General features: G+C 41.3%; 18 protein-coding genes and 1 other RNA gene. 15 read left to right on the top strand and 4 right to left on the bottom strand.

Annotation, left to right across the window (positions count from 1 at the left end; all coding sequences use genetic code 11):
* Positions 1-121 precede the first annotated feature (121 nt).
* Positions 122-907, top strand: a complete 786-nt coding sequence (locus NSQ95_RS14080; protein ID WP_342559828.1) for a cupin domain-containing protein — start codon at positions 122-124, stop codon at positions 905-907.
* Positions 908-2,096: 1,189 nt separating this feature from the next.
* Here NSQ95_RS14080 and NSQ95_RS14075 read toward each other — a convergent pair.
* Both NSQ95_RS14075 and NSQ95_RS14070 read right to left on the bottom strand, forming a co-directional pair.
* Positions 2,097-3,230 carry a hypothetical protein gene (locus NSQ95_RS14075; RefSeq protein ID WP_342559827.1) on the bottom strand — a complete coding sequence of 378 codons (1,134 nt, stop codon included), beginning with the start codon at positions 3,228-3,230 and terminating at the stop codon, positions 2,097-2,099.
* Positions 3,208-3,729, bottom strand: a complete 522-nt coding sequence (locus tag NSQ95_RS14070; RefSeq protein ID WP_342559826.1) for an RNA polymerase sigma factor — start codon at positions 3,727-3,729, stop codon at positions 3,208-3,210. Before NSQ95_RS14070 ends, NSQ95_RS14075 begins: the two co-directional genes overlap by 23 nt.
* Positions 3,730-4,428: 699 nt before the next feature.
* Between NSQ95_RS14070 and NSQ95_RS14065 the strand changes: the two genes are divergently transcribed.
* The 9 genes from NSQ95_RS14065 (at position 4,429) to NSQ95_RS14025 (ending at position 12,987) form a co-directional block, all read left to right on the top strand.
* Positions 4,429-4,662, top strand: coding sequence for a glutaredoxin family protein (locus tag NSQ95_RS14065; protein WP_169359698.1), 234 nt, complete (start codon positions 4,429-4,431; stop codon positions 4,660-4,662).
* A gap of 136 nt (positions 4,663-4,798) precedes the next feature.
* Positions 4,799-5,836: a sugar-binding domain-containing protein gene (locus NSQ95_RS14060; protein WP_169359697.1), complete on the top strand. Its 1,038-nt coding sequence runs from the start codon at positions 4,799-4,801 to the stop codon at positions 5,834-5,836.
* A gap of 13 nt (positions 5,837-5,849) precedes the next feature.
* On the top strand, positions 5,850-6,857 hold the full coding sequence (gene gap / locus NSQ95_RS14055; RefSeq protein ID WP_342559825.1) for a type I glyceraldehyde-3-phosphate dehydrogenase: 1,008 nt from the start codon (positions 5,850-5,852) through the stop codon (positions 6,855-6,857).
* A gap of 149 nt (positions 6,858-7,006) precedes the next feature.
* On the top strand, positions 7,007-8,191 hold the full coding sequence (locus NSQ95_RS14050) for a phosphoglycerate kinase (protein ID WP_342559824.1): 1,185 nt from the start codon (positions 7,007-7,009) through the stop codon (positions 8,189-8,191).
* Positions 8,192-8,208: 17 nt separating this feature from the next.
* A complete protein-coding gene (tpiA, locus tag NSQ95_RS14045; protein WP_342559822.1) occupies positions 8,209-8,970 on the top strand; it encodes a triose-phosphate isomerase in 762 nt (253 codons plus the stop codon).
* Positions 8,963-10,501 (top strand): 2,3-bisphosphoglycerate-independent phosphoglycerate mutase, encoded by a 1,539-nt coding sequence (gene gpmI, locus NSQ95_RS14040; protein WP_342559821.1) that lies wholly within the window; start codon positions 8,963-8,965, stop codon positions 10,499-10,501. Before tpiA ends, gpmI begins: the two co-directional genes overlap by 8 nt.
* 2 nt (positions 10,502-10,503) lie before the next feature.
* Entirely contained in the window at positions 10,504-11,799 is a 1,296-nt protein-coding gene (eno, locus tag NSQ95_RS14035; protein ID WP_169359692.1) for a phosphopyruvate hydratase, read from the top strand.
* A 377-nt stretch (positions 11,800-12,176) separates the two neighbouring features.
* Positions 12,177-12,341 carry a hypothetical protein gene (locus NSQ95_RS14030; protein ID WP_342559820.1) on the top strand — a complete coding sequence of 55 codons (165 nt, stop codon included), beginning with the start codon at positions 12,177-12,179 and terminating at the stop codon, positions 12,339-12,341.
* A gap of 91 nt (positions 12,342-12,432) precedes the next feature.
* Positions 12,433-12,987, top strand: coding sequence for a hypothetical protein (locus tag NSQ95_RS14025; protein ID WP_342559819.1), 555 nt, complete (start codon positions 12,433-12,435; stop codon positions 12,985-12,987).
* Positions 12,988-13,021: 34 nt separating this feature from the next.
* Here the strand turns inward: NSQ95_RS14025 and NSQ95_RS14020 are convergent, their stop codons facing one another.
* Entirely contained in the window at positions 13,022-14,533 is a 1,512-nt protein-coding gene (locus NSQ95_RS14020) for a hypothetical protein (protein ID WP_342559818.1), read from the bottom strand.
* A gap of 194 nt (positions 14,534-14,727) precedes the next feature.
* Here NSQ95_RS14020 and secG point away from each other — a divergent pair, with 194 nt between their 5' ends.
* The 5 genes from secG (at position 14,728) to ssrA (ending at position 19,180) form a co-directional block, all read left to right on the top strand.
* Positions 14,728-14,955, top strand: coding sequence for a preprotein translocase subunit SecG (gene secG, locus NSQ95_RS14015; protein WP_169359958.1), 228 nt, complete (start codon positions 14,728-14,730; stop codon positions 14,953-14,955).
* 144 nt (positions 14,956-15,099) lie between these two features.
* On the top strand, positions 15,100-15,846 hold the full coding sequence (locus NSQ95_RS14010; RefSeq protein ID WP_342559817.1) for a carboxylesterase: 747 nt from the start codon (positions 15,100-15,102) through the stop codon (positions 15,844-15,846).
* Between the two features lie 43 nt (positions 15,847-15,889).
* Positions 15,890-18,202: a ribonuclease R gene (gene rnr / locus NSQ95_RS14005; protein WP_342559816.1), complete on the top strand. Its 2,313-nt coding sequence runs from the start codon at positions 15,890-15,892 to the stop codon at positions 18,200-18,202.
* Between the two features lie 51 nt (positions 18,203-18,253).
* A complete protein-coding gene (gene smpB, locus NSQ95_RS14000) occupies positions 18,254-18,721 on the top strand; it encodes an SsrA-binding protein SmpB (protein WP_169359955.1) in 468 nt (155 codons plus the stop codon).
* Positions 18,722-18,825: 104 nt separating this feature from the next.
* Positions 18,826-19,180, top strand: a transfer-messenger RNA (tmRNA) gene (gene ssrA / locus NSQ95_RS13995).
* A gap of 984 nt (positions 19,181-20,164) precedes the next feature.
* On the opposite strand, the gene NSQ95_RS13990 is transcribed toward ssrA, so the two are convergent.
* Entirely contained in the window at positions 20,165-20,365 is a 201-nt protein-coding gene (locus NSQ95_RS13990; protein ID WP_342559815.1) for a hypothetical protein, read from the bottom strand.
* Positions 20,366-20,503: the final 138 nt, after the last annotated feature.

Here is a 20,503-nt window from a genome sequence, read left to right as displayed (position 1 = left end):
TTGATTAATTGTCGTCGTTTTTAATCTCAAATTGTTCTCTTATGGCAACATTTAGTATACCCTGCTGACACCACACATAAGATGGATTATTAATAAAATGAAAGTGAAGGGATTGATAAAAATGTATTATGCACCTTATATGTATCAATATCCTTATTATGTAAATTCTCCGCAGTATATCTACGGAAACACGCATGGTTATTGGGCAGTTCCGAATGAGGTGGCATTTGGTTCACACCATTCTTATTATGAGAACGTGTTAAAAGACTATGGAGCAAACCCTTTTGTTATTAATATTAATGAGGCAACCAAAGTAAATCAGACGTTTCGTACGGCACTATGGACAGGAAGTCGTTTGCAAGTCACATTAATGAGCCTTAATGTAGGTGAAGATGTCGGTTTGGAAATACACCCTGAAGTTGATCAATTCTTACGTGTTGAACAAGGTCAAGGAATAGTTCAAATGGGTAACAGTAAAGATAATCTAAATTTGCAATGGAGTGTATTCGATGACTCTGCGATTGTGATACCCGCTGGAACGTGGCATAATCTCACTAATACAGGAAATGTTCCATTGAAACTATATTCCATATATGCCCCGCCAAACCATCCATTTGGTACAGTTCATAAAACTAAAGCCGATGCAATGGAGATGGAACAAGGAAATGGAAATACAAAATATTATGGGAAGACTCCAGATGAGTGGGTTAAGCACACAGAATTTCTGGTTAAAGAAGGCATCGAAGACGTTGAACGAGGAATTAATATGACACATATCCTTCAAGAGTTTATTTTAATGGGAGTTCTTGTTGGAAAGGGATATTCTCCTGAAAAAGCATATGAAACAGTAGAAGAATGGGAACGTACAGGAGAATCACAAATTCTCCAGCAAAGCAAAAAAATGTAGAGCCTAAGAGGCAATCAAATAAAAAACAAATGAAGAAAACGAATCGTTTTTTTCATTTGTTTTTTTAGTGAAGATAAAGGCTATTGTCTTTCGTTATGAGGGGATTGTAGTAAACTACGCTGTGATTGTCGTAATCCATAGATGATTGTCGTAAAAATTAATCAGAGAGAGTCCATGGGATTTGATTGTAGTAATCTACGAGTGCATTGTCGTAAACTAGGCAGTGATTGTAGTAATCCAGAGAGTGATTGTCGTAAAAATTCATCAGAGAGAGCACATGGAATTTGATTGTAGTAATCTACGAGTGCATTGTCGTAAACTAAGCAGTGATTGTAGTAATCCATGGAGTGATTGTCGTAAAAATTCATCACAGAGAGTCCACGGAATTTGATTGTAGTAATCTACGAGTGCATTGTCGTAAACTAGGCCGTGATTGTAGTAATCCATAGAGTAATTGTCGTAAAAATTGATCAGAGAGAGTTCGTGGAATTTGATTGTAGTAATCTACGAGGGTATTGTCGTAAACTAAGCAGGGATTGTAGTAATCCATGGAGTGATTGTCGTAAAAATTCATCAGAGAGATTCCATGGAATTTGATTGTAGTAATCTACGAGTGCATTGTCGTAAACTAGGCAATGATTGTAGTAATCCATGAAGTGATTGTCGTAAAAATTAATCAGAGATAGTCCACGGAATTGGATTGTAGTAATCTACGAGGGTATTGTCGTAAACTAAGCAGTGATTGTAGTAATCCATGGAGTGATTGTCGTAAAAATTCATCAGAGAGAGCACACGGAATTTGATTGTAGTAATCTACGAGTGCATTGTCGTAAACTAGGCCGTGATTGTAGTAATCCGTGGAGTGATTGTCGTAAATTAAAACGCTAGGAATTTCAGGTAAACTAGCCAGCTGGTGAAAGTAAGCGGCAAATGGGGTGGGGTCTATGAGTGAACGGTTTGAATTAAGTTTTAAAAACAAGGAAGTAAGAATGTGGTGTTATTTAGCTATACCAACGTTTATTATATTAATCCTTATGATTAATTATAGTGATACAAACTATCAGTTTTTTGTTCTTTTGGCATTTTGGGCTATCTTTTATACGTGGCGTTATTTTTATAGGAAGAAAAACAAAGATAAAACGAGCTAGTCATAACCTAGCTCGTTTCAATCATTCATCATTTTTCTCTGCTATTCTACCTCTTTAAATGTATGGAGCATCTGTATAACTTTTTTGTAGACATCCCGGTGAGAACCTATCGTGATATCGCCAGTAATCCCCATATCCATGCCTGGAGCGTATACTAGTTTGCCATCATCGTATAGAGTCACCGTGTATAATGTCTTTCCTTGATCTGCCTCGTTTGTTAAATAGATTTGAAAGCTATCTACTTGAGGGAGTAATTCCGCTCTCCAGTTGCTTTCCTCCTCGGTAACCTCTTGAATAGGTAAAGCGTTAATGGAATCCATTATTTCATTTATTTGATCGGAATCAGCAGTACAGCCGTTTATTTGTTTGGAGCCAGTTCTCCCATTGAAGCAAATGGAATCAAATGAAACGTCGATAGACGGCTTCCTGTTATTAAAATAGGCATCAAAATTGAGGATGATATCATATAGATGTTTGCCATCTGGAGATACCATTCCGTTATATCTTCCTATTTTCCCTGGCTCTGTTTTAGAAAAGATATATTCTTCTTTTAACGTGTGAAAGATTTTCTGCCCTTTGTTGTTTGTCAAGGACACCTCCACGGTAGCACGATAAATAGTTGGATGATCCTTATCCTGTTTAATTTGTACTTTTTCTAAGTTCATGTCTAAATTACTGTCTATTAATTGGGAATTATATTTGAACACCCTTACAGTGCTAATAGCCTGTTCCATCATATCTTTCGTGAAATATTCCCCAAAGCTCTTGTAATAATAATTAATATAATCTGTGCTTTCCTTCGATTCTTGCAGCTTATTGTACTCTTCCTGGTTCTTAGTAGGGGTTTTACTTTGCAAATCAAACCACGCCCTTAGTAGCCGTTCCAGTTCCATATCCGGCCCATTATATTCTTTTTCAATGACTGCCATAATCACTTCCTCGTTCGTAAGGGGCTGTGCTGTTTGCTCGGTTTCTGATGGGACCATTACATTTGTAATAAGAAAATAGGAGGCGATGGCTATAGCTGCTAATGCAAGGACGGCGGGAAATGTTCTTCGTTTTTTCTGTTCCGTTCGTTCCTTAATCGCTAGCCATGTATTTCGTCTTGCTTCATTAGAACGTTCGACATGCTTCATTTCCTCAAAAAGCTCATCAAATTCCTTTGACGGTTCCATTTACATAACCTCCTTTTTGATGAAATTCCTTTTTTAGCGCCTCGAGTGCACGCATCATTTTCATCTTGACCTTTGCCTCGGTCCACCCAAGAATGAAGGCAGTTTCCTGGATGGAGCATTCCTGGATTTTTCGCAAAATGATCACCTCTTGATAATCCTTCTTCAGTAAGCGTAAGGAATCATACATACGTGTCAGCTTTTCTTTTCGTTCGATGTGACCTTCTGGGGAAAGCCCCTTTGTTTCTATATCATGATTCTTTTCAAATGAAAAAAATTGAACGACTCGTTTCCTTCTAAAATAATCATACGTAACATTGCGAGCGATTTTAAGTATCCACGTAGCAGGGGAAGCTTGCTTATCAAAGGAAGCATATCCCTTAAATGCTTTGTAAAAGGTTTCCTGTGTCAGGTCCTCGGCACTCTCTTTATGACGGACAAGTAAATAAATATAGCCGTAAACCCGGTCGCTGTGATCTCTATATAGCTGTTCCATTTCCATCTCCTGACCCCCTTAATGCAATAGACGAACGTATAAATGAAAAGTATCGTTTTATTTAAGTAGAAAGTGAATTATCCAATAAAGTCCTAGTGAAATAGCCCTTTACCAATCAACCACGAACACTTTCTTTATATTGATTGAAGCGGCAGGCGACGACTCCGGTGGGATGGGTGATGGCTTATCGCTCACCCCACGGAAAGCGTTCGCCTAGAGCGGAAATCAACTCTAAACTACTCATAAAAAGCATTTAAATCTCGTTATTATCTTTCAATAGTTAATGTTTTTCTAAGAGAAAAGTTAATTTATAAATAGCCCTTTTACCAATCAAACACGAACACTTTCTTTATATTGATTGAAGCGGCAGGCGGCGACTCCGGTGGGATGAGTGAGACAGATAAGACATCACAACCACGCGCGTAAGCGATGGGTGATGGCTTATCGCTCACCCCACGGAAAGCGTTCGCCTAGAGCGGAAATCAACTCTACATTCTCATAAAACAGCATTTAAACTTCCTTATTCTCTCTTAATAGTTCGATGTAAAAGTAAAATTTATTCCACTCAGATATAATATTCTATTCTAATCTCACACTCTTCTATTTTACCTTTTAAGGAATATTTTGTATGTAAAACATTCGACACGCTTTTAATAGGTTAAAAGTTTATAATGAGAGAAGCTAAACGATGGGGGGCCACAAAAAATGATTGTTCATTTTTATACAAGACCAGGCTGTCATTTATGCGATGATGGTAGAATGATGCTGAAGCTGGTGCAGGAGGACGTGCCATTTCAAATAGTGGAGCATAATATAGAAGAAGATGATCAGCTGCACGAAAAATTTATGCTCATGATTCCGGTTGTGGAATATCAAGGGGAAATCATACAGTACGGGAATCTCGACTATGTGACACTGCTGGAAGCATTAGAAAAATAATGCTTCCAAACACATATATTGCTATTTGGAATATATTAAAGTATTATGATTATAGAAATTAAATTTTTTTTGAGTAGATGGGACATTTTTAATACATGTGGGACAAATATGTCACCACTAGCGTGGGATGTGACAAATGGATTCTTTTCTAAGTGCACAGCTAAAGCTAATGCCAGAGATGAGTGAGCTGCTTCAGAAGAGGTATCGTATTCTCCAAACTATCCAGCTGACCAGAGGTATTGGCCGACGGGTTCTTGGAGAACAGCTAGACTTAACGGAGCGTGAAACTCGTAAGGAATTGGACGCTCTAAGGACTCAAGGCTTGATAGAGGTTTCTCGTGAGGGAGCGGCTATTACAGCAGAGGGCAATGAGGTTTTGATAGATTTAAAAGAAGTAGTCCGTATGTGGTCTGGTCGATCACAAATGGAGCTAATGTTAAAGAAATATTTAAATATAAAAGATGTGATTATTGTTCCGGGAAATGTAGATACTGATACTAACACATCTATGCTTTTATCCCAGGAGGCAGCAAAGTATTTAGAGAGTATTTTACTGGATGAATACATCGTTGCAGTTACTGGTGGATCAACGATTGCATCCATCTCCCATGCCATGACCGAATCGTCCAGATGGAAGGATTTGTTGTTTATTGCGGCAAGAGGAGGGGTAGGGAAGGATGTCAGGCTACAAGCAAATACCATTGCGTCTTTGTTTGCTAGCAAGATGAATGGAACCTACCGGACGTTATATATACCGGATCGCTTAAGCGAAGAGGCATATATGACGATGAAGAAGGAGCCTTTTATCCAAGAAATGATGGACCTTTATGAAAGGACAAACATCATTATTCATGGAATAGGCGATGCATTAGAGATGGCCAAGAGAAGAAATTCGAGTGACGAGGAGATTGAGCTTCTAACAAGTAGAGGTGCAGTCAGTGAATCGTTTGGCTATTATTTCAACAATCACGGTGAAGCTGTTCACCATATTCGCACAATCGGTGTTCAATTAAATCAGCTTCAGCATATAGAGCATCTGCTTGCAGTCGCAGGCGGGGCAAAAAAAGCCAACGCGCTTATTTCTTATTTCAAGCAGGCACCATTGCAAACTGTTCTCGTAACAGATGAAGGTGCGGCCAATGAAATGATGAAAGTAATTCCAAAAAACATTTAGGAGGAATTTTATTATGACAGTAAAATTAGCTATTAACGGATTTGGACGTATCGGACGTAAAGTTTTCAGAGAAGCATTAGAGCAAAAGGATTTAGAAGTAGTAGCAATCAATGACTTAACAGATGCAGCGATGCTTGCTCATTTATTAAAATATGATTCTGTACACGGCATCTCAAATGCTGACATCACTTCAGAGGGTGAATACCTAGTAGTAAACGGGAAAAACATTCAAGTATTTGCAGAAAAGGATCCTTCTGTACTTCCTTGGAAAGACCTTGGAGTAGACATCGTAATCGAATCTACTGGCGTATTCAGCACAGTTGAAAAAGCTGGCAAGCATATCGAAGCAGGAGCTAAAAAGGTTATTCTTTCTGCTCCGGCAAAAGACAATATGCCAACATTCGTTATGGGTGTAAACGAAGAAAAATACAATCCAGAAACAGATCACGTTGTATCAAATGCTTCTTGTACAACAAACTGCTTGGCACCAGTGGCAAAAGTATTGCAAGATAACTTCGGTATTAAACGCGGAATGATGACAACAATTCACTCATTCACAAATGACCAACGTATCTTAGACTTGCCACATAGCGACTACCGTCGTGCTCGTGCAGCATCTGAGTCTATGATCCCTACAACAACTGGAGCAGCAGCTGCAGTATCGAAGGTTCTTCCAGAGCTAAAAGGCAAATTAGATGGCATGGCTGTTCGTGTACCAACACCAAACGTTTCACTAGTTGACCTAGTAGCCGAGCTAGATAAAGAAGTAACAGTTGAAGAGTTAAACGGCGTGCTTCGTAAAGCTTCAGAAAACGAGCTAAAAGGAATTCTTGAATATAACGAGCTTCCATTAGTATCAATCGACTACAACGGTAACACTGCTTCTTCTACAGTAGATGGTCAATCTACAATGGTATTAGGAGATAACCTTGTTAAAGTATTAGCATGGTATGACAACGAATCAGGATACTCTGCACGTTGTATCGACCTTGCATTATTAATGGCAAAAAAAGGGTTATAATTTCTCGCTAGATACCGAGAAACATTAGTGTTTGGATAGCGTTTAAGTATAATAACCTCTATAATAAAAGAGGGTAAAGGAGCAAAGGTTACCCCTTTTGCTCCTTCTTTTTTTAGTAGGCAATTCAATTACATAAGGAGGCTTATTTCATGAAGGAAAAACAAACAATGAGCGATGTAACGTTAAAGGGAAAACGCGTCTTTTGTCGTGTAGACTTCAATGTACCAGTAGAAAACGGTGCCATTACAGATGATACTCGTATTCGTGCAGCACTACCTACGATCCAATATTTAATCGAGCAAGGAGCGAAAGTGATTCTTGCAAGCCATATGGGTCGCCCAAAAGGGGAAGTAAAGGAAGAGCTACGTTTGACAAAGGTTGGCGAGCATTTAGCTAAGCTATTGAATAAGCCTGTAACTAAATTAGATGAATCAATTGGAGAACAAGTAGAACAAGCGATCTCAGCAATGAATGAGGGAGATATTGTTTTATTAGAAAATGTACGCTTCCACGCTGGAGAAGAGAAAAATGATCCAGAGCTAGCAAAAGCTTTTGCTTCGTTAGCAGATGTGTATGTCAATGACGCATTCGGTGCAGCTCACCGTGCGCATGCCACAACAGAAGGTATTGCGAAGCTTTTACCTGCAGTATCTGGACTCTTGATGCAAAAGGAATTAGATGTGCTAGGAAAGGCTTTATCCACACCTGAACGTCCTTTCACGGCGATCATTGGTGGAGCGAAAGTAAAGGATAAAATCGGTGTCATCGATCATTTATTGGACAAGGTAGACAATATCCTAATCGGTGGTGGATTGTCATATACGTTCACGAAGGCACAAGGCCATGAAATTGGAACCTCTCTTTTAGAGGAAGACAAAATCGACCTAGCGAAGTCCTTCCTTGAAAAGGCGAAGGAAAAAGGCGTGAACTTCTATTTACCAATCGATGTAGTCGTTGCGGATGAGTTTTCAAAGGATGCCAACACGAAGGTCGTGCCGGTAGACCAAATTCCTTCCGACTGGATGGGCTTGGACATCGGACCTGAAACAGTAAAGCTGTACGATCAAGTTATTAAAGACAGCAAGCTGATCATTTGGAACGGACCGATGGGTGTGTTTGAAATGGATGCTTTTGCAAACGGAACGAAGGGTGTTGCGACTGCAATGGCAGAAACTGCTGGCTATACGATCATTGGCGGAGGAGACTCAGCCGCTGCAGTAGAAAAATTTGATGTAGCAGATAAAATGGACCATATCTCAACTGGTGGAGGAGCTTCCTTAGAGTTTATGGAAGGTAAGGACTTACCAGGCGTATCGGCACTAAACGATAAGTAATTGGAGGAGATTTTATTATGCGTAAACAAGTAATCGCAGGAAACTGGAAAATGTACAAATCACTTGCAGAGGCAAAGCAATTTGCGAACGAATTAAAAGAAAAGCAGATCGACACTTCGAATGTAGAAGCCGTAATCTGCGCTCCGTCTTTATTTCTAGAGTCTTTAGTGAACGAGACGAAGGGATCCTTCATATCCATCGGTGCACAAAACATGCATGAGGAAAAAGAGGGCGCGTTCACTGGTGAGGTGAGCGGCCACCAATTACAAGATATCGGTGTAAGCTATGTCGTGATTGGGCACTCGGAAAGACGTCAATATTTCAATGAAACCGATGAATCAGTCAATAAAAAAGCGAAGGCAGCCTTCGAATATAACTTAACGCCAATCATCTGTGTTGGAGAGTCATTGGAGCAGCGCGAGAGCAACGAAACAGAAAGCATTGTTTCCGCTCAAACATCAGCAGCTCTTGAAGGCTTAACAGAGGAGCAGGTTAAGAACACGATCATCGCCTACGAGCCAATCTGGGCAATCGGAACGGGTAAAACAGCTACGGCTGATGATGCGAATGATGTATGTCGTGCGATCCGTGAAACGATTTTAGACGGCTTTGGTGAAGAAGTGGCAAGCGCAGTACGTATTCAATACGGCGGTAGCGTGAAACCAGAAAACATCGTGGAATTGCTTTCTAAGGAAGATATTGATGGTGCGCTAGTAGGCGGGGCAAGCCTACAGGTAGATTCGTTTGTGAAATTGCTGGAGGCTGGCGCAAATGCCTAAAAGTCCAGTTGCACTTATTATTTTAGATGGTTTCGGGCTTAGACCCGAAACTTATGGTAATGCAGTTTTTCATGCAAAAAAACCAAACTTCGATCGCTATTGGAATCAGTTTCCGAATGCAACCCTGATTGCTTCAGGTGAGGCAGTTGGCTTACCGGATGGTCAAATGGGTAACTCAGAGGTTGGTCATTTAAATATCGGTGCCGGTAGAATCGTCTATCAAAACCTGACTCGCATCCATAAATCGATTCGAGATGGGGAATTCTTTAACGAGAAAAAGCTGTTAGCTGCAATTGAGCATGTAAAGCAAACGGGTGGTAAGCTGCATTTAATGGGCTTACTATCAGATGGCGGTGTTCATAGTCATTATTCTCATCTATTTGCTTTGTTGAAGCTTGCGAAAGCACAAGGATTGGACGATGTATTTGTACATGGCTTTTTAGATGGCCGTGACGTCGGTCCACGTACTTCTGTCGCTTATGTTGAGGAAACAGAGAAGCAAATGAAGGAAATCGGAATCGGTAGGTTTGCATCTATTAGTGGACGCTACTATGCGATGGACCGTGACCGTCGCTGGGAGCGTGTCATCCTTGCCTATCAGGCAATGGTTGACGGAGTCGGTAAAACGGCGGAAAGCGCGACCCAAGGAATTCTTAATTCGTATGAGGAAGATATTGCGGATGAATTCGTTGTCCCATTTGTCATCGAGGAAAATGGACAGCCGGCTACGACGATTGATACGAATGATGCGGTTATCTTCTTTAATTTCCGTCCTGACCGTGCGATTCAATTATCGATGGCGCTGAACACGCCTTCGTTCGATAGTTTCCCGCTTAGCGAAAAGCATCCGAAAAATCTTAAATTCGTGACATTCACACATTACAGTGATGACGTGGTCGCGGATGTAGTATTTGAAACGGTCGATTTATCGAACACGATCGGTGAGGTATTGGCAGCTCGTGACAAAACACAGCTTCGCATTGCCGAAACGGAGAAGTATCCACACGTCACCTTCTTTATGAGTGGTGGTCGAGAGAAGACATTCCCTGGAGAACAACGAATTCTCATTAATTCTCCTAAAGTGGCAACCTATGATTTGAAGCCTGAAATGAGTGCATACGAGCTAACCGATGCTTTAGTAGGTGAAATTGCATTAGATAAATTCGATGCAATCATCTTAAACTTTGCTAACCCAGATATGGTCGGCCATAGCGGTATGCTAGAGCCAACTATAAAAGCAATCGAGGCAGTGGATACTTGCCTTGGTAAAGTGGTAGATGCTATTTTGGCAAAAGGTGGCCAGGCAATCATTACAGCAGACCATGGGAACTCCGATGAGGTAACGACCCTCGAGGGAAATCCGATGACTGCTCATACAACCAACCCTGTTCCAGTGATTGTAACCGAAAAAGGAGCAACACTTCGAACAGATGGAATTTTAGCCGATTTGGCTCCAACCATGTTACACTTATTAGGTATAGAAGCACCGCCTGAAATGACAGGTAAAACATTAATCGAAACGGAGAGTTGAAAATGCCAATTATTACACAAATTCAAGCTCGTGAGGTATTAGATTCACGCGGGAACCCAACAGTTGAAGTAGAAGTATTCACAGAAAGCGGAGCATATGGCCGCGCAATCGTACCATCTGGTGCATCTACTGGTGAATACGAAGCAGTAGAACTTCGCGATGGCGACAAATCAAGATACCTTGGAAAAGGTGTATTAAAAGCGGTAGAAAACGTGAACAACGTAATCGCGGCAGAATTAGAAGAAAATTTCTCAGTGTTAGACCAAGTAGAAATCGACCATGCCATGATCGAGCTAGACGGTACAGAAAACAAAGGTAACCTAGGAGCTAACGCTATTCTAGGAGTTTCTATCGCAGTAGCACACGCTGCAGCAGACTATTTAGACGTACCTTTATATCAATACCTAGGCGGGTTTAACGCAAAGCAACTTCCAGTTCCGATGATGAATATCGTAAACGGCGGCGAGCATGCTGACAACAACGTAGACATCCAAGAATTCATGATCATGCCAGTAGGAGCGGAATCGTTCCGTCACGCACTACGCATGGGCGCTGAAATCTTCCACAGCCTAAAATCAGTATTAAAAGATGCTGGCTTAAACACAGCTGTTGGAGACGAAGGCGGATTCGCACCAAACTTAAAATCAAACGAAGAAGCTCTTTCTACAATCATGACTGCCATCGAAAAAGCTGGCTACAAACCAGGTGAAGAAGTCCTTCTTGCAATGGACGTTGCAGCTTCTGAGTTATTCAACAAAGAAGACGGCAAATACCACCTAACTGGAGAAGGCGTTGTGAAAACTTCAGAAGAAATGGTAGATTGGTACGAAGAGCTTAGCAATAAATATCCAATCATCTCAATCGAAGACGGATTAGACGAAAACGACTGGGCTGGCCACAAGCTTCTAACAGATAGAATCGGCAAAAAAGTTCAGCTAGTTGGAGACGATCTATTCGTAACAAACACGAAAAAACTAGCACAAGGGATCGAGCAAGGCGTAGGCAACTCTATCCTTGTGAAAGTAAACCAAATCGGTACACTAACAGAAACATTCGACGCAATCGAAATGGCAAAACGCGCAGGCTACACAGCAGTAATCTCCCACCGTTCTGGAGAGTCTGAAGACGTAACAATCGCAGACCTAGCAGTAGCAACAAACGCTGGCCAAATCAAAACAGGAGCACCATCCCGCTCCGACCGCGTAGCAAAATACAACCAACTTCTACGTATCGAGGACCAACTGTACAACACAGCTCAATACCTAGGAAAAGATACATTCTATAACTTGAAAAAATAATGATAGTAGAAAACTCCTTAACACATTTGTGTTAAGGAGTTTTTTTGTTGGGAAATTTTTTTGGGGGAGAGAAGCTTGGAAGAAACGTGGGTGTTGCGGGAAATGAGGTAAGTGTTGCGCCAAAGGAGTGAAGTGTTGCAGAAATGGGGCAAAGTGTTGCGCGAACGGGAGGAAGTATTGCGGGAAATAAAAGAGTTGCGGGAAATAGGGTAAGTGTTGCGCGAATGGAGCGAAGTGTTGCAGTAAAGGGACAAAGAGTTGCGCGAACGGGAGGAAGTATTGCGGGAAATAAAAGAGTTGCGGGAAATAGGGTAAGTGTTGCGCTAAAGGAGTGAAGTGTTGCAGAAATGGGGCAAAGTGTTGCGCAAAAAGGGAGGATGCATCGGCAACTTGGAGAACCTTGCGGAGATGGAGCGGAACCTTGCAGAGATGAAGTGAAACCTTGCGGAGACGGAGCAGAACCTTGCACAAAGAGCATAGAACCTTGCGGAAACAAGCATAAACCTTGCAGAAAGCCTAAATCACGTCCGGATACAGAGTGAATCCCTCTCCCACTTTCCTAATCAAAATCTCTTCTATACTTCTATACGCTAATTTAGTATTATTTAACAAATTAGAGTTGTAAATAGGAGAGTGACAGCTATAAAAAAGCTTCTCATTGCGATTACCTTATTTGCCTTCTTTATCGTTTATGTAATTTACAATTGGAGCCAGGATCCTACGGAAGAGGATGTCTTGCGGAACACGAAAAGTTGGTCGTCGAGCGTGGAAGAGGTTTACGGTATTATACAGCAAGACGGTGAGTGGTTAGCGTTTTATAGGATTCCGCATTCTATCACGGTCGTCGCTAGGCTAAAGCAAAATTGGATGGGTACATGGAAGATGATTAATTACTCCGGGCAAAGAGGGGTTATAGCTAGTGTGGGTGAGATTCTTTCAGAAACAGATGACCAAATTCCTTGGCAAGCAAGCGGATATGAAAATGGGTACATTCTTCTCATGTCCATAGAAGACCCTCACATTGATGATTTAGTGATAACGGCTAATGGAAAGGAATATAAGAATATTTCTTTTATTGAACTCGCAGGAAAGAGATTTGTTTTATTAGACGTGAAGGGTACATGGAATTCCTTTTCCTATCAGGCTCTTTCAAAGGATGGAGAGGTCATAGTAGCCTATCCGCAGTAAAAGAGAGCAGGAATCCACTCCTGCTCTCTTTCTATTAAAATATATAAGGCCCGACCAAGAAAAACAGGACAGCTAGATTCATAAAGGTCGCGTATATAACCATATACGTGTAATCATCATCTTCCGGCTTATATCGGGCCAGAAGTAATGGAACGGTCGATAGTAAGCTTCCTGCTACCAATAAAACAACGAACTGCCAGCTTTCTGTGATGAATGGGATGTTCGCAATCGTTGTCTCCACCTTCGTGAAGCGGTACAGGAAGAATATCTGTAATACCAACAAAGATACTACATGAATGATAAATCCAAGCGTATACGTTCTTTCAAATCTAAAACGATTTAAAAGCGCCGTGCTTATATAGGAAATCGCAAAGGCTAGGATAATCCAAGCGAAGCCGAACAGGACGAGCATTAAGCCGTTAAAGGATTTGCTGAACTGGGTGTATGCAGCCTGCTTGTAGTCCTCTTTCGCAATTTGTTTACTTTCCTCTATTTTACTAGGTTCGGAGGAGGCATAAACTAATTCCCTTTGAGAGCCGTTCATCTCTAGAAAAGCGACCTCGTCTTTATTGAGAATCACTGGACGCTCGTATCTTGTACCTGCCTTCGTTAAGGAGGTGGCAAGCACTTTTCCACCTGCTAGTTCGCCGAGGAATACTTGGTTTTTATTGCCGGCGCGGGTGGCAGTAAAGGCTATTAGCGTTTGTCCGTCCTGCTGAAACAGCGTGGCGTGCGTAATGTCATCTAGTGTGCGACCGTCCTCTTCGTGCTGGAACGGTAGCTTCGACAGCTGGATGGCTTGGTTTGGTGACAGGTCAAAGGCAGCTTGTTGGATGACCTTTGTTTTCGCACCGCCGGAAACCATCGTTGTATCCATGAGCAGCAGGAATGTCCCTGGGGACTGCTCGATCATTTGAATAGAGGATACTAGACTGGCTGTACTCATTAGCTTGAAAAGCTGAATCGGAGCGTTTATTAGATGATAGACGGCGAAGCGATCTCCTTGGCTTTCCTTTGTAATGGCCAATATGTTTTCCCCGATAATTTTTACATCGTAGATGGGCTCGGCCACTTCGTAAGACTTCTCCTGTCCGTTATCCAAAACGGTTAGCTGGTGGTCCTTTGTCCAATAGACAAGCGTGTCTCCGGATTTCACGAAGTTCTGTACATCGTTCGCGATTTCTGTCGTGCCGCTCTCTGTGAAATGCATTAAAGTATAGTTTTTAATAAAATAAGATTCCGCCTCGTTGCTCCAGACGTTCGTGCTTGAGCTAGATAATGCAAGGCTGCGAGCTTCCTGACACATTAAGTCTAAATCACAGGAGAGAATAGCCTGCTCCTTGAAGTTTCGAAGCGTGATTACATAACCATTTTCCTCATTCAAAACTTGAAAATTGGAATAATTGTTTGCAGGCGTTTCCACGGAAAAGGTTCTGCTCCAATTGTCCGAGGGTAGTCTCGTTTCTTCCTTTAATGTAAACCAATACACGATAGCGATTAATGCTAATAGGATAATGCTTGTCATAGCAAATAATTTTTTGTTCACAATTAATCTTTCCCATTCTCTATGTATTTGACAATATAAACCATTAAATCTTTCTTATTTCATTTTAACGCTAGATTATGAGAAAATATATGATATTATTTAGATAACTACTTTAAAATTGATAGACTGTTGTCAGTTCTATTTAAATTTGGTAAAATTATATTGTTGTGATGTTCTAATCGGGAGGTGTAACAATGAATACATTATTAATGACATTATTAATCATCGTCTCGCTTGCTTTGATCGTAGTAGTATTATTACAATCAGGGAAAAGTGCTGGGCTATCAGGAGCCATCTCCGGGGGAGCTGAACAACTCTTTGGAAAACAGAAAGCTCGTGGTATGGATTTAATCTTACATAGAGCGACTATCGTGCTTGCTGTATTATTCTTCGTATTAACGATAGCTGTTACTAAATTTTAAAAAAACGAATGTATACGCCTAACCATACTTTCAAATGGTTAGGCGTTTTCTTTTATATTTGGGCATACATAAGATAAAATTAATAAGGGAAAGGTATATACTAGTAAAATAGCAGTGTTGATGGAAACAGGAGGTTTTATTGGAATGCGCATCACAACACCAAAGCCGTTCTTCTTTGAGGGTGGGAAGCGAGCGGTATTGTTACTACATGGATTTACTGGCAATTCGTCCGACGTGCGGATGCTGGGACGTTTTTTGGAAAAGAATGGATACACCTCGATCGCTCCACACTATAAGGGACATGGTGTACCGCCAGAGGAGCTGCTCGAAACCGGCCCAAAAGATTGGTGGAAGGATGTCATGAAGGCATACGACCGCTTAAAGGCAGCTGGCTACGAAGAGATTGCGGTAGCCGGATTATCGCTTGGAGGCGTATTTTCGTTGAAATTGGGGTATACAGTGCCTGTAAAGGGAATCGTAACGATGTGCTCTCCGATGACAATGAAAACGACGGACGTTATGTTCGAGGGCGTCATAAAATATGCCAAGGAATACAAGAAATATGAAGGTAAAAGCGACGAGCAAATAGAAGAAGAAGTAGAGAAGATTCGCCAAAACCCGATGCAGACATTGGGCGAGCTGCGAGAATTCGTCTACGAGGTCCGCGATCATGTGGATCATATATATGCTCCGCTTCTCGTTACACAGGGCAAAAAAGACTTGGTGATTGATATAAACTCTGCGAACTATATTTACGAGCAGTCGGAATCACTAGAGAAAAAGCTGAACTGGTACGAGGAATCTGGCCACGTCATTACGCTAGGACCAGAAAAGGAAACGCTACATGAAGATATATTAAACTTTTTAGAATCGCTGGATTGGAATGTGTAAAATAGACCATTTCCGCACACGCTGAAAAGGGAGGGATGTTTAGATGGAAAATATGAAAGAACAATTATTAGAATTAATGAATTCAGAAGAATATAAACCAATGACCACGAAGGAGCTAGAGGACCATTTTGAAATGACCGAGGCCGACGACTTCAAGGAGCTAGTCAAAACACTAGTGTCCATGGAGGACGCTGGTGCAGTTGTCCGTTCACGATCTAATCGTTATGGTGTCCCATCTCGCATGAATTTAATCGTCGGGAGCTTCATCGGTCATGCAAAAGGCTTCGGCTTTGTGACACCGGAGGAAAGTGGAATGGATGATATTTTTATTCCCCCTACGGAAATTAACGGAGCAGTAAACGGTGATAAGGTGCTTGTACGCGTATCGAAGGAATCATCCGGAGACCGCAGAGAAGGTACGATCATCAAAATCACGCAGCGCGGGATGTCCCAAGTTGTCGGAACGTTCCAGGACAATAAAGGCTTCGGCTTCGTGATACCAGACGACAAAAAAGTGCCAATGGACGTATTTGTCGCAAAAGGCGACACATTAGGTGCGGTAGACGGTCACAAGGTAGTGGTAGAAATCACGGACTGGCCGAATGAAAGAAAGTCTGCAACAGGTATCGTTACGAAAATTCTTGGTCACAAAAATGATCCAGGCGTAGATATTCTATCGATCATCTACAAGCATGGCATCACGATCGACTTCCCGAAAGAGGTAATCGACCAAGCAGAGGCTGTGCCTGACCAAATCGCAGAAGGTGATTTAGAGGGACGCAGGGATCTTCGTGATGAAGTCATCGTGACGATTGACGGAGCAGATGCAAAGGACTTGGATGATGCAGTTACTGTAACGAAGCTGCCTGACGGTACATATAAGCTTGGCGTACATATAGCTGACGTAAGCCACTATGTAACAGAAGGATCAGCGCTTGACCGTGAGGCATATGACCGCGGAACGAGTGTGTATTTAACAGACCGTGTTATTCCGATGATTCCACACCGTCTATCGAATGGTATTTGTTCATTGAACCCACAGGTCGATCGTTTAACACTATCATGTGAAATGATCATCAACGGCTCTGGTATGGTAACATCCCATGAGATTTTCCAAAGTGTGATCCGTACAACAGAGCGTATGACGTACTCAGACGTTTATAAAATTTTAGAAGAAAAAGATGAGGATTTAATCGAGCGCTATAAGGACCTTGTGCCAATGTTCGAGAACATGGCAGAGCTTGCGGCAGTGCTTAGAAAGAAACGTGAGGAACGCGGAGCAATCGATTTCGACTTCCCAGAGGCTAAAATTCTAGTAGATGACGATGGCTGGCCAACAGAGGTCGCTATTCGTGAGCGTACGGTGGCAGAGAAGCTGATCGAGGAATTCATGCTAGCTGCCAATGAAACCGTAGCAGAGCACTTTAAATGGATGGATGTGCCATTCATTTACCGTATCCATGAAGACCCTAAGCCTGAAAAGCTTCAACGCTTCTTCGGATTCCTGACAAACTTCGGCTTAGTTGTAAAAGGAACAGGCAATGACATTCACCCGAAAGCACTTCAAGAAATCATTGAAAGCATCGAGGGAATGCCAGAGGAGCCAGTTATCTCGACGATGCTGCTTCGTTCTTTACAGCAGGCAAAATATTACGGAGAATGTCTCGGTCACTTTGGTTTATCGACCGAGTTCTATACGCATTTCACCTCTCCAATCCGTCGTTACCCTGACTTGATCGTACACCGTCTGATCCGTACGTATTTAGTGAATGGAGATGTATCATCCGCAACGGTTAACCATTGGGGTGCGATCATCGACGACATCGCAGAGCATACGTCAAAACGCGAGCGCCGTGCAGTAGATGCAGAGCGTGACACGGATGCACTGAAAAAAGCACAATATATGGCAGATAAAATTGGTGAGGAATTTGAAGGTATCGTGAGCTCGGTTACGAACTTCGGTATGTTCATCGAGCTTCCAAACACGATTGAGGGTCTTGTCCATGTGACAAACATGACAGACGACTACTACCGCTTTGACGACCGTCAAATGATGATGATCGGGGAGCGCTCTGGTAAGCAGTTCCGTATCGGTGACGAGGTGACGGTTAAGGTTTCCGGTGTTAAGCCAGAAGAGGCTGCCATCGACTTCGAGGTTGTCGGCATGAAGAAAGCGTTTGGCCGCAGCACGCGTAAGGAAAGTCCTAAGGTCATCCATGCATCGAAAAAAGGCTCTGGCAAGGATAGAAAAGACAAATCACAGCCAGGACCGAAAAAAGGACCAAATCAGAAAAAGAAATTCTACGAGGGCGTTGCGAAGAAATCTCAAAAACGCAAGCGACCAAAGAAAAAATAAAGAGGGAGCGGCCCAGGTCGCTCCACCTAGCTTTAGACAGGGGTGAATAGAATGGCAAAGAAGCATGACGACAAGCCACTAGCACAAAACAAGAAGGCCAATCATGACTATTTTATCGAGGAAACAATCGAGGCAGGTATCGTCCTACAAGGGACCGAGATCAAATCCATTCGTAACGGGAAGGTGCAGCTAAAGGATGCATTTGTTCGCATTCGTAACAACGAGGCATGGATCTCCAACATGCACATCAGTCCCTACGAGCAGGGTAACCGCTTCAACCACGATCCGCTGCGTTCTCGCAAGCTATTGCTGCACAAGAAGCAAATCAGCTCGCTAATCGGCGAAACAAAGCGTGAGGGCTTCACGATTGTACCGCTCAAAATGTACTTAAAGAATGGCTACGCGAAGGTCCTAATCGGCATCGGTAAAGGGAAAAAGGATTACGACAAGCGCGACACATTAAAGAAAAAAGAAGCAAAACGCGACATCGAGCGAGCATTCAAGGATGCCCAACGCTAACAAGCTTCCTCTTTATCCGGATAGTGGAAGGACGTACCACTTGAATTTTGACCTAATTTGATGTATAGTTATCTATGTAACGAAGCTTACATTATTCCATAAACGGGGACGTTATGGATTCGACAGGGATAGTCTAAGCTTGAGTTGCGCGTCAGAGGCTCGGCTCTGTAAAAACGGACCTTATAATAACAGGCAAAACAAACAACAACTTAGCATTCGCAGCGTAAGCTCGGATCTGCTTTATCTATCCATCGCCCATGTGGCTAGGTAGAGCTCACTCTTAGTGGGATACGGTTGGCAGTGCCACTTGAGCTGTCAGCAAGAGATTTCCAAGTTAGCGTACAGGACGCCCGCTTATCGGCATAATGCTACGCGAAACTTCAAATAGGTAAGATACACGCGTAGAAGCTTAAGTGTTAGAGTTTCTGGACGCGGGTTCAAATCCCGCCGTCTCCATATTAAAAACTACTATAAACGTAGTGGTATTGTGACATAAAGCATAAAATTTCCTTTTGGAAACTTTATGCTTTATTTTATTTTAGGAAATTTTATGCTTTATTTTTTTCGATAAGTAGTGACTTTATGTGTATCTTTGCCTTCCGCTTAATTGAGCGTATATCTTGGTAGTTTCACTTTTCTAAGGTCCCATAAGAATTATTTGATGCATTTTCAGTATTAGGATTAATGTGATTAAGTCTCAACCAGTTTAATAAAAAGTATGGATGTAGCTATATACCACACTCTAAATAGATGTTCGAATTGTGAATTGCTAGGTAATAAAGCTTTCTTTCGCCACATTTTTACTATTTCTTCAGCAGTTAAATCATCTTCTTTATTAAAACCTTTAATATCTTTTATTTCCAATTCAGCATGCGAGAGTAAGCGCCTAAAAGTTCAGAAGCATTGAATACACCCAAGAAAAAAGATCTCCATTTATTTTGGATTCTGTTATGAAGAAGATAAACGTTATCTCTTACGTTTGTTCCATTTTTAATTTGATTATATAAGGGGTTGTTTCTCTCTAAATCCTTCTTAATTAACTCAAAATATTATTGATTCGTTTAATGAAATCAGGTTGATTGAAATTATTGATAATAGCCCACTCGTATAAAGGGATACTTACTTCTTTTTTGAATAAAGCTGATTTTATTATATAATTAGAGTGAAAAATGCTGTGATTTTCAATATTAATATCGGATATGGAGAAATATTATTTCTAGTCAAAAATACATTCATATTTATTGCCCAAAGATAATCTTGGAAGTAATTTACTTGCATAATTTTTTTTCTCTACCGTTGATTAAATAATTTGCATAACTTAGAGTAAAAGTTTCGTAGGCGTCAATTGAATGTTCTTTTGCTGTTTGTTCTATATTAGTGATAACTATATCAGCTTGGAGATCTAATTCGGAAGGACAAGCATAATTGTTCCAAAAATATTTTCTATTTTTCTATACGTTTCATAATAGGATAAGAATAGACCATGTAATAAAATGTATTTTCATAACCCATCTTATTACCCATCTTATTTACGAAGGTGTCTGATTCGGGATGATTAAGATATAAATATCTGTATAAAGCTCTTCCAACCCCAGCTTCAATATTTAATTCCTCTGGCCCATCATAAGAAAAGTAAGGATTCACTATACCTCCTACCTACGATGTAGATGTATCTACTAATAGATTATATCCGTTATATTTCACTATAAAAGTTTTCCTTTCAAAAAAAAGGTTCTATAATATTTGTTGGGGTTTTCCTACAATTGCACATAAAAAAATGCA

The sequence above is a fragment of the Psychrobacillus sp. FSL W7-1457 genome (assembly GCF_038593405.1).
Classification (GTDB): Bacteria; Bacillota; Bacilli; order Bacillales_A; family Planococcaceae; genus Psychrobacillus.
Note: the sequence above shows the minus strand (reverse complement) of the source record. Positions and strands in the feature narration are given on the sequence as shown.

Bases quoted from the DNA above. Each gene is read 5' to 3' on its own strand.
- NSQ95_RS14080 (WP_342559828.1), top strand. From the start codon at position 122: ATGTATTATGCACCTTATATGTATCAATATCCTTATTATGTAAATTCT.
- NSQ95_RS14075 (WP_342559827.1), bottom strand. From the start codon at position 3,230: ATGGAACCGTCAAAGGAATTTGATGAGCTTTTTGAGGAAATGAAGCAT.
- NSQ95_RS14070 (WP_342559826.1), bottom strand. From the start codon at position 3,729: ATGGAAATGGAACAGCTATATAGAGATCACAGCGACCGGGTTTACGGC.
- NSQ95_RS14065 (WP_169359698.1), top strand. From the start codon at position 4,429: ATGATTGTTCATTTTTATACAAGACCAGGCTGTCATTTATGCGATGAT.
- NSQ95_RS14060 (WP_169359697.1), top strand. From the start codon at position 4,799: ATGGATTCTTTTCTAAGTGCACAGCTAAAGCTAATGCCAGAGATGAGT.
- gap (WP_342559825.1), top strand. From the start codon at position 5,850: ATGACAGTAAAATTAGCTATTAACGGATTTGGACGTATCGGACGTAAA.
- NSQ95_RS14050 (WP_342559824.1), top strand. From the start codon at position 7,007: ATGAAGGAAAAACAAACAATGAGCGATGTAACGTTAAAGGGAAAACGC.
- tpiA (WP_342559822.1), top strand. From the start codon at position 8,209: ATGCGTAAACAAGTAATCGCAGGAAACTGGAAAATGTACAAATCACTT.
- gpmI (WP_342559821.1), top strand. From the start codon at position 8,963: ATGCCTAAAAGTCCAGTTGCACTTATTATTTTAGATGGTTTCGGGCTT.
- eno (WP_169359692.1), top strand. From the start codon at position 10,504: ATGCCAATTATTACACAAATTCAAGCTCGTGAGGTATTAGATTCACGC.
- NSQ95_RS14030 (WP_342559820.1), top strand. From the start codon at position 12,177: ATGCATCGGCAACTTGGAGAACCTTGCGGAGATGGAGCGGAACCTTGC.
- secG (WP_169359958.1), top strand. From the start codon at position 14,728: ATGAATACATTATTAATGACATTATTAATCATCGTCTCGCTTGCTTTG.
- NSQ95_RS14010 (WP_342559817.1), top strand. From the start codon at position 15,100: ATGCGCATCACAACACCAAAGCCGTTCTTCTTTGAGGGTGGGAAGCGA.
- rnr (WP_342559816.1), top strand. From the start codon at position 15,890: ATGGAAAATATGAAAGAACAATTATTAGAATTAATGAATTCAGAAGAA.
- smpB (WP_169359955.1), top strand. From the start codon at position 18,254: ATGGCAAAGAAGCATGACGACAAGCCACTAGCACAAAACAAGAAGGCC.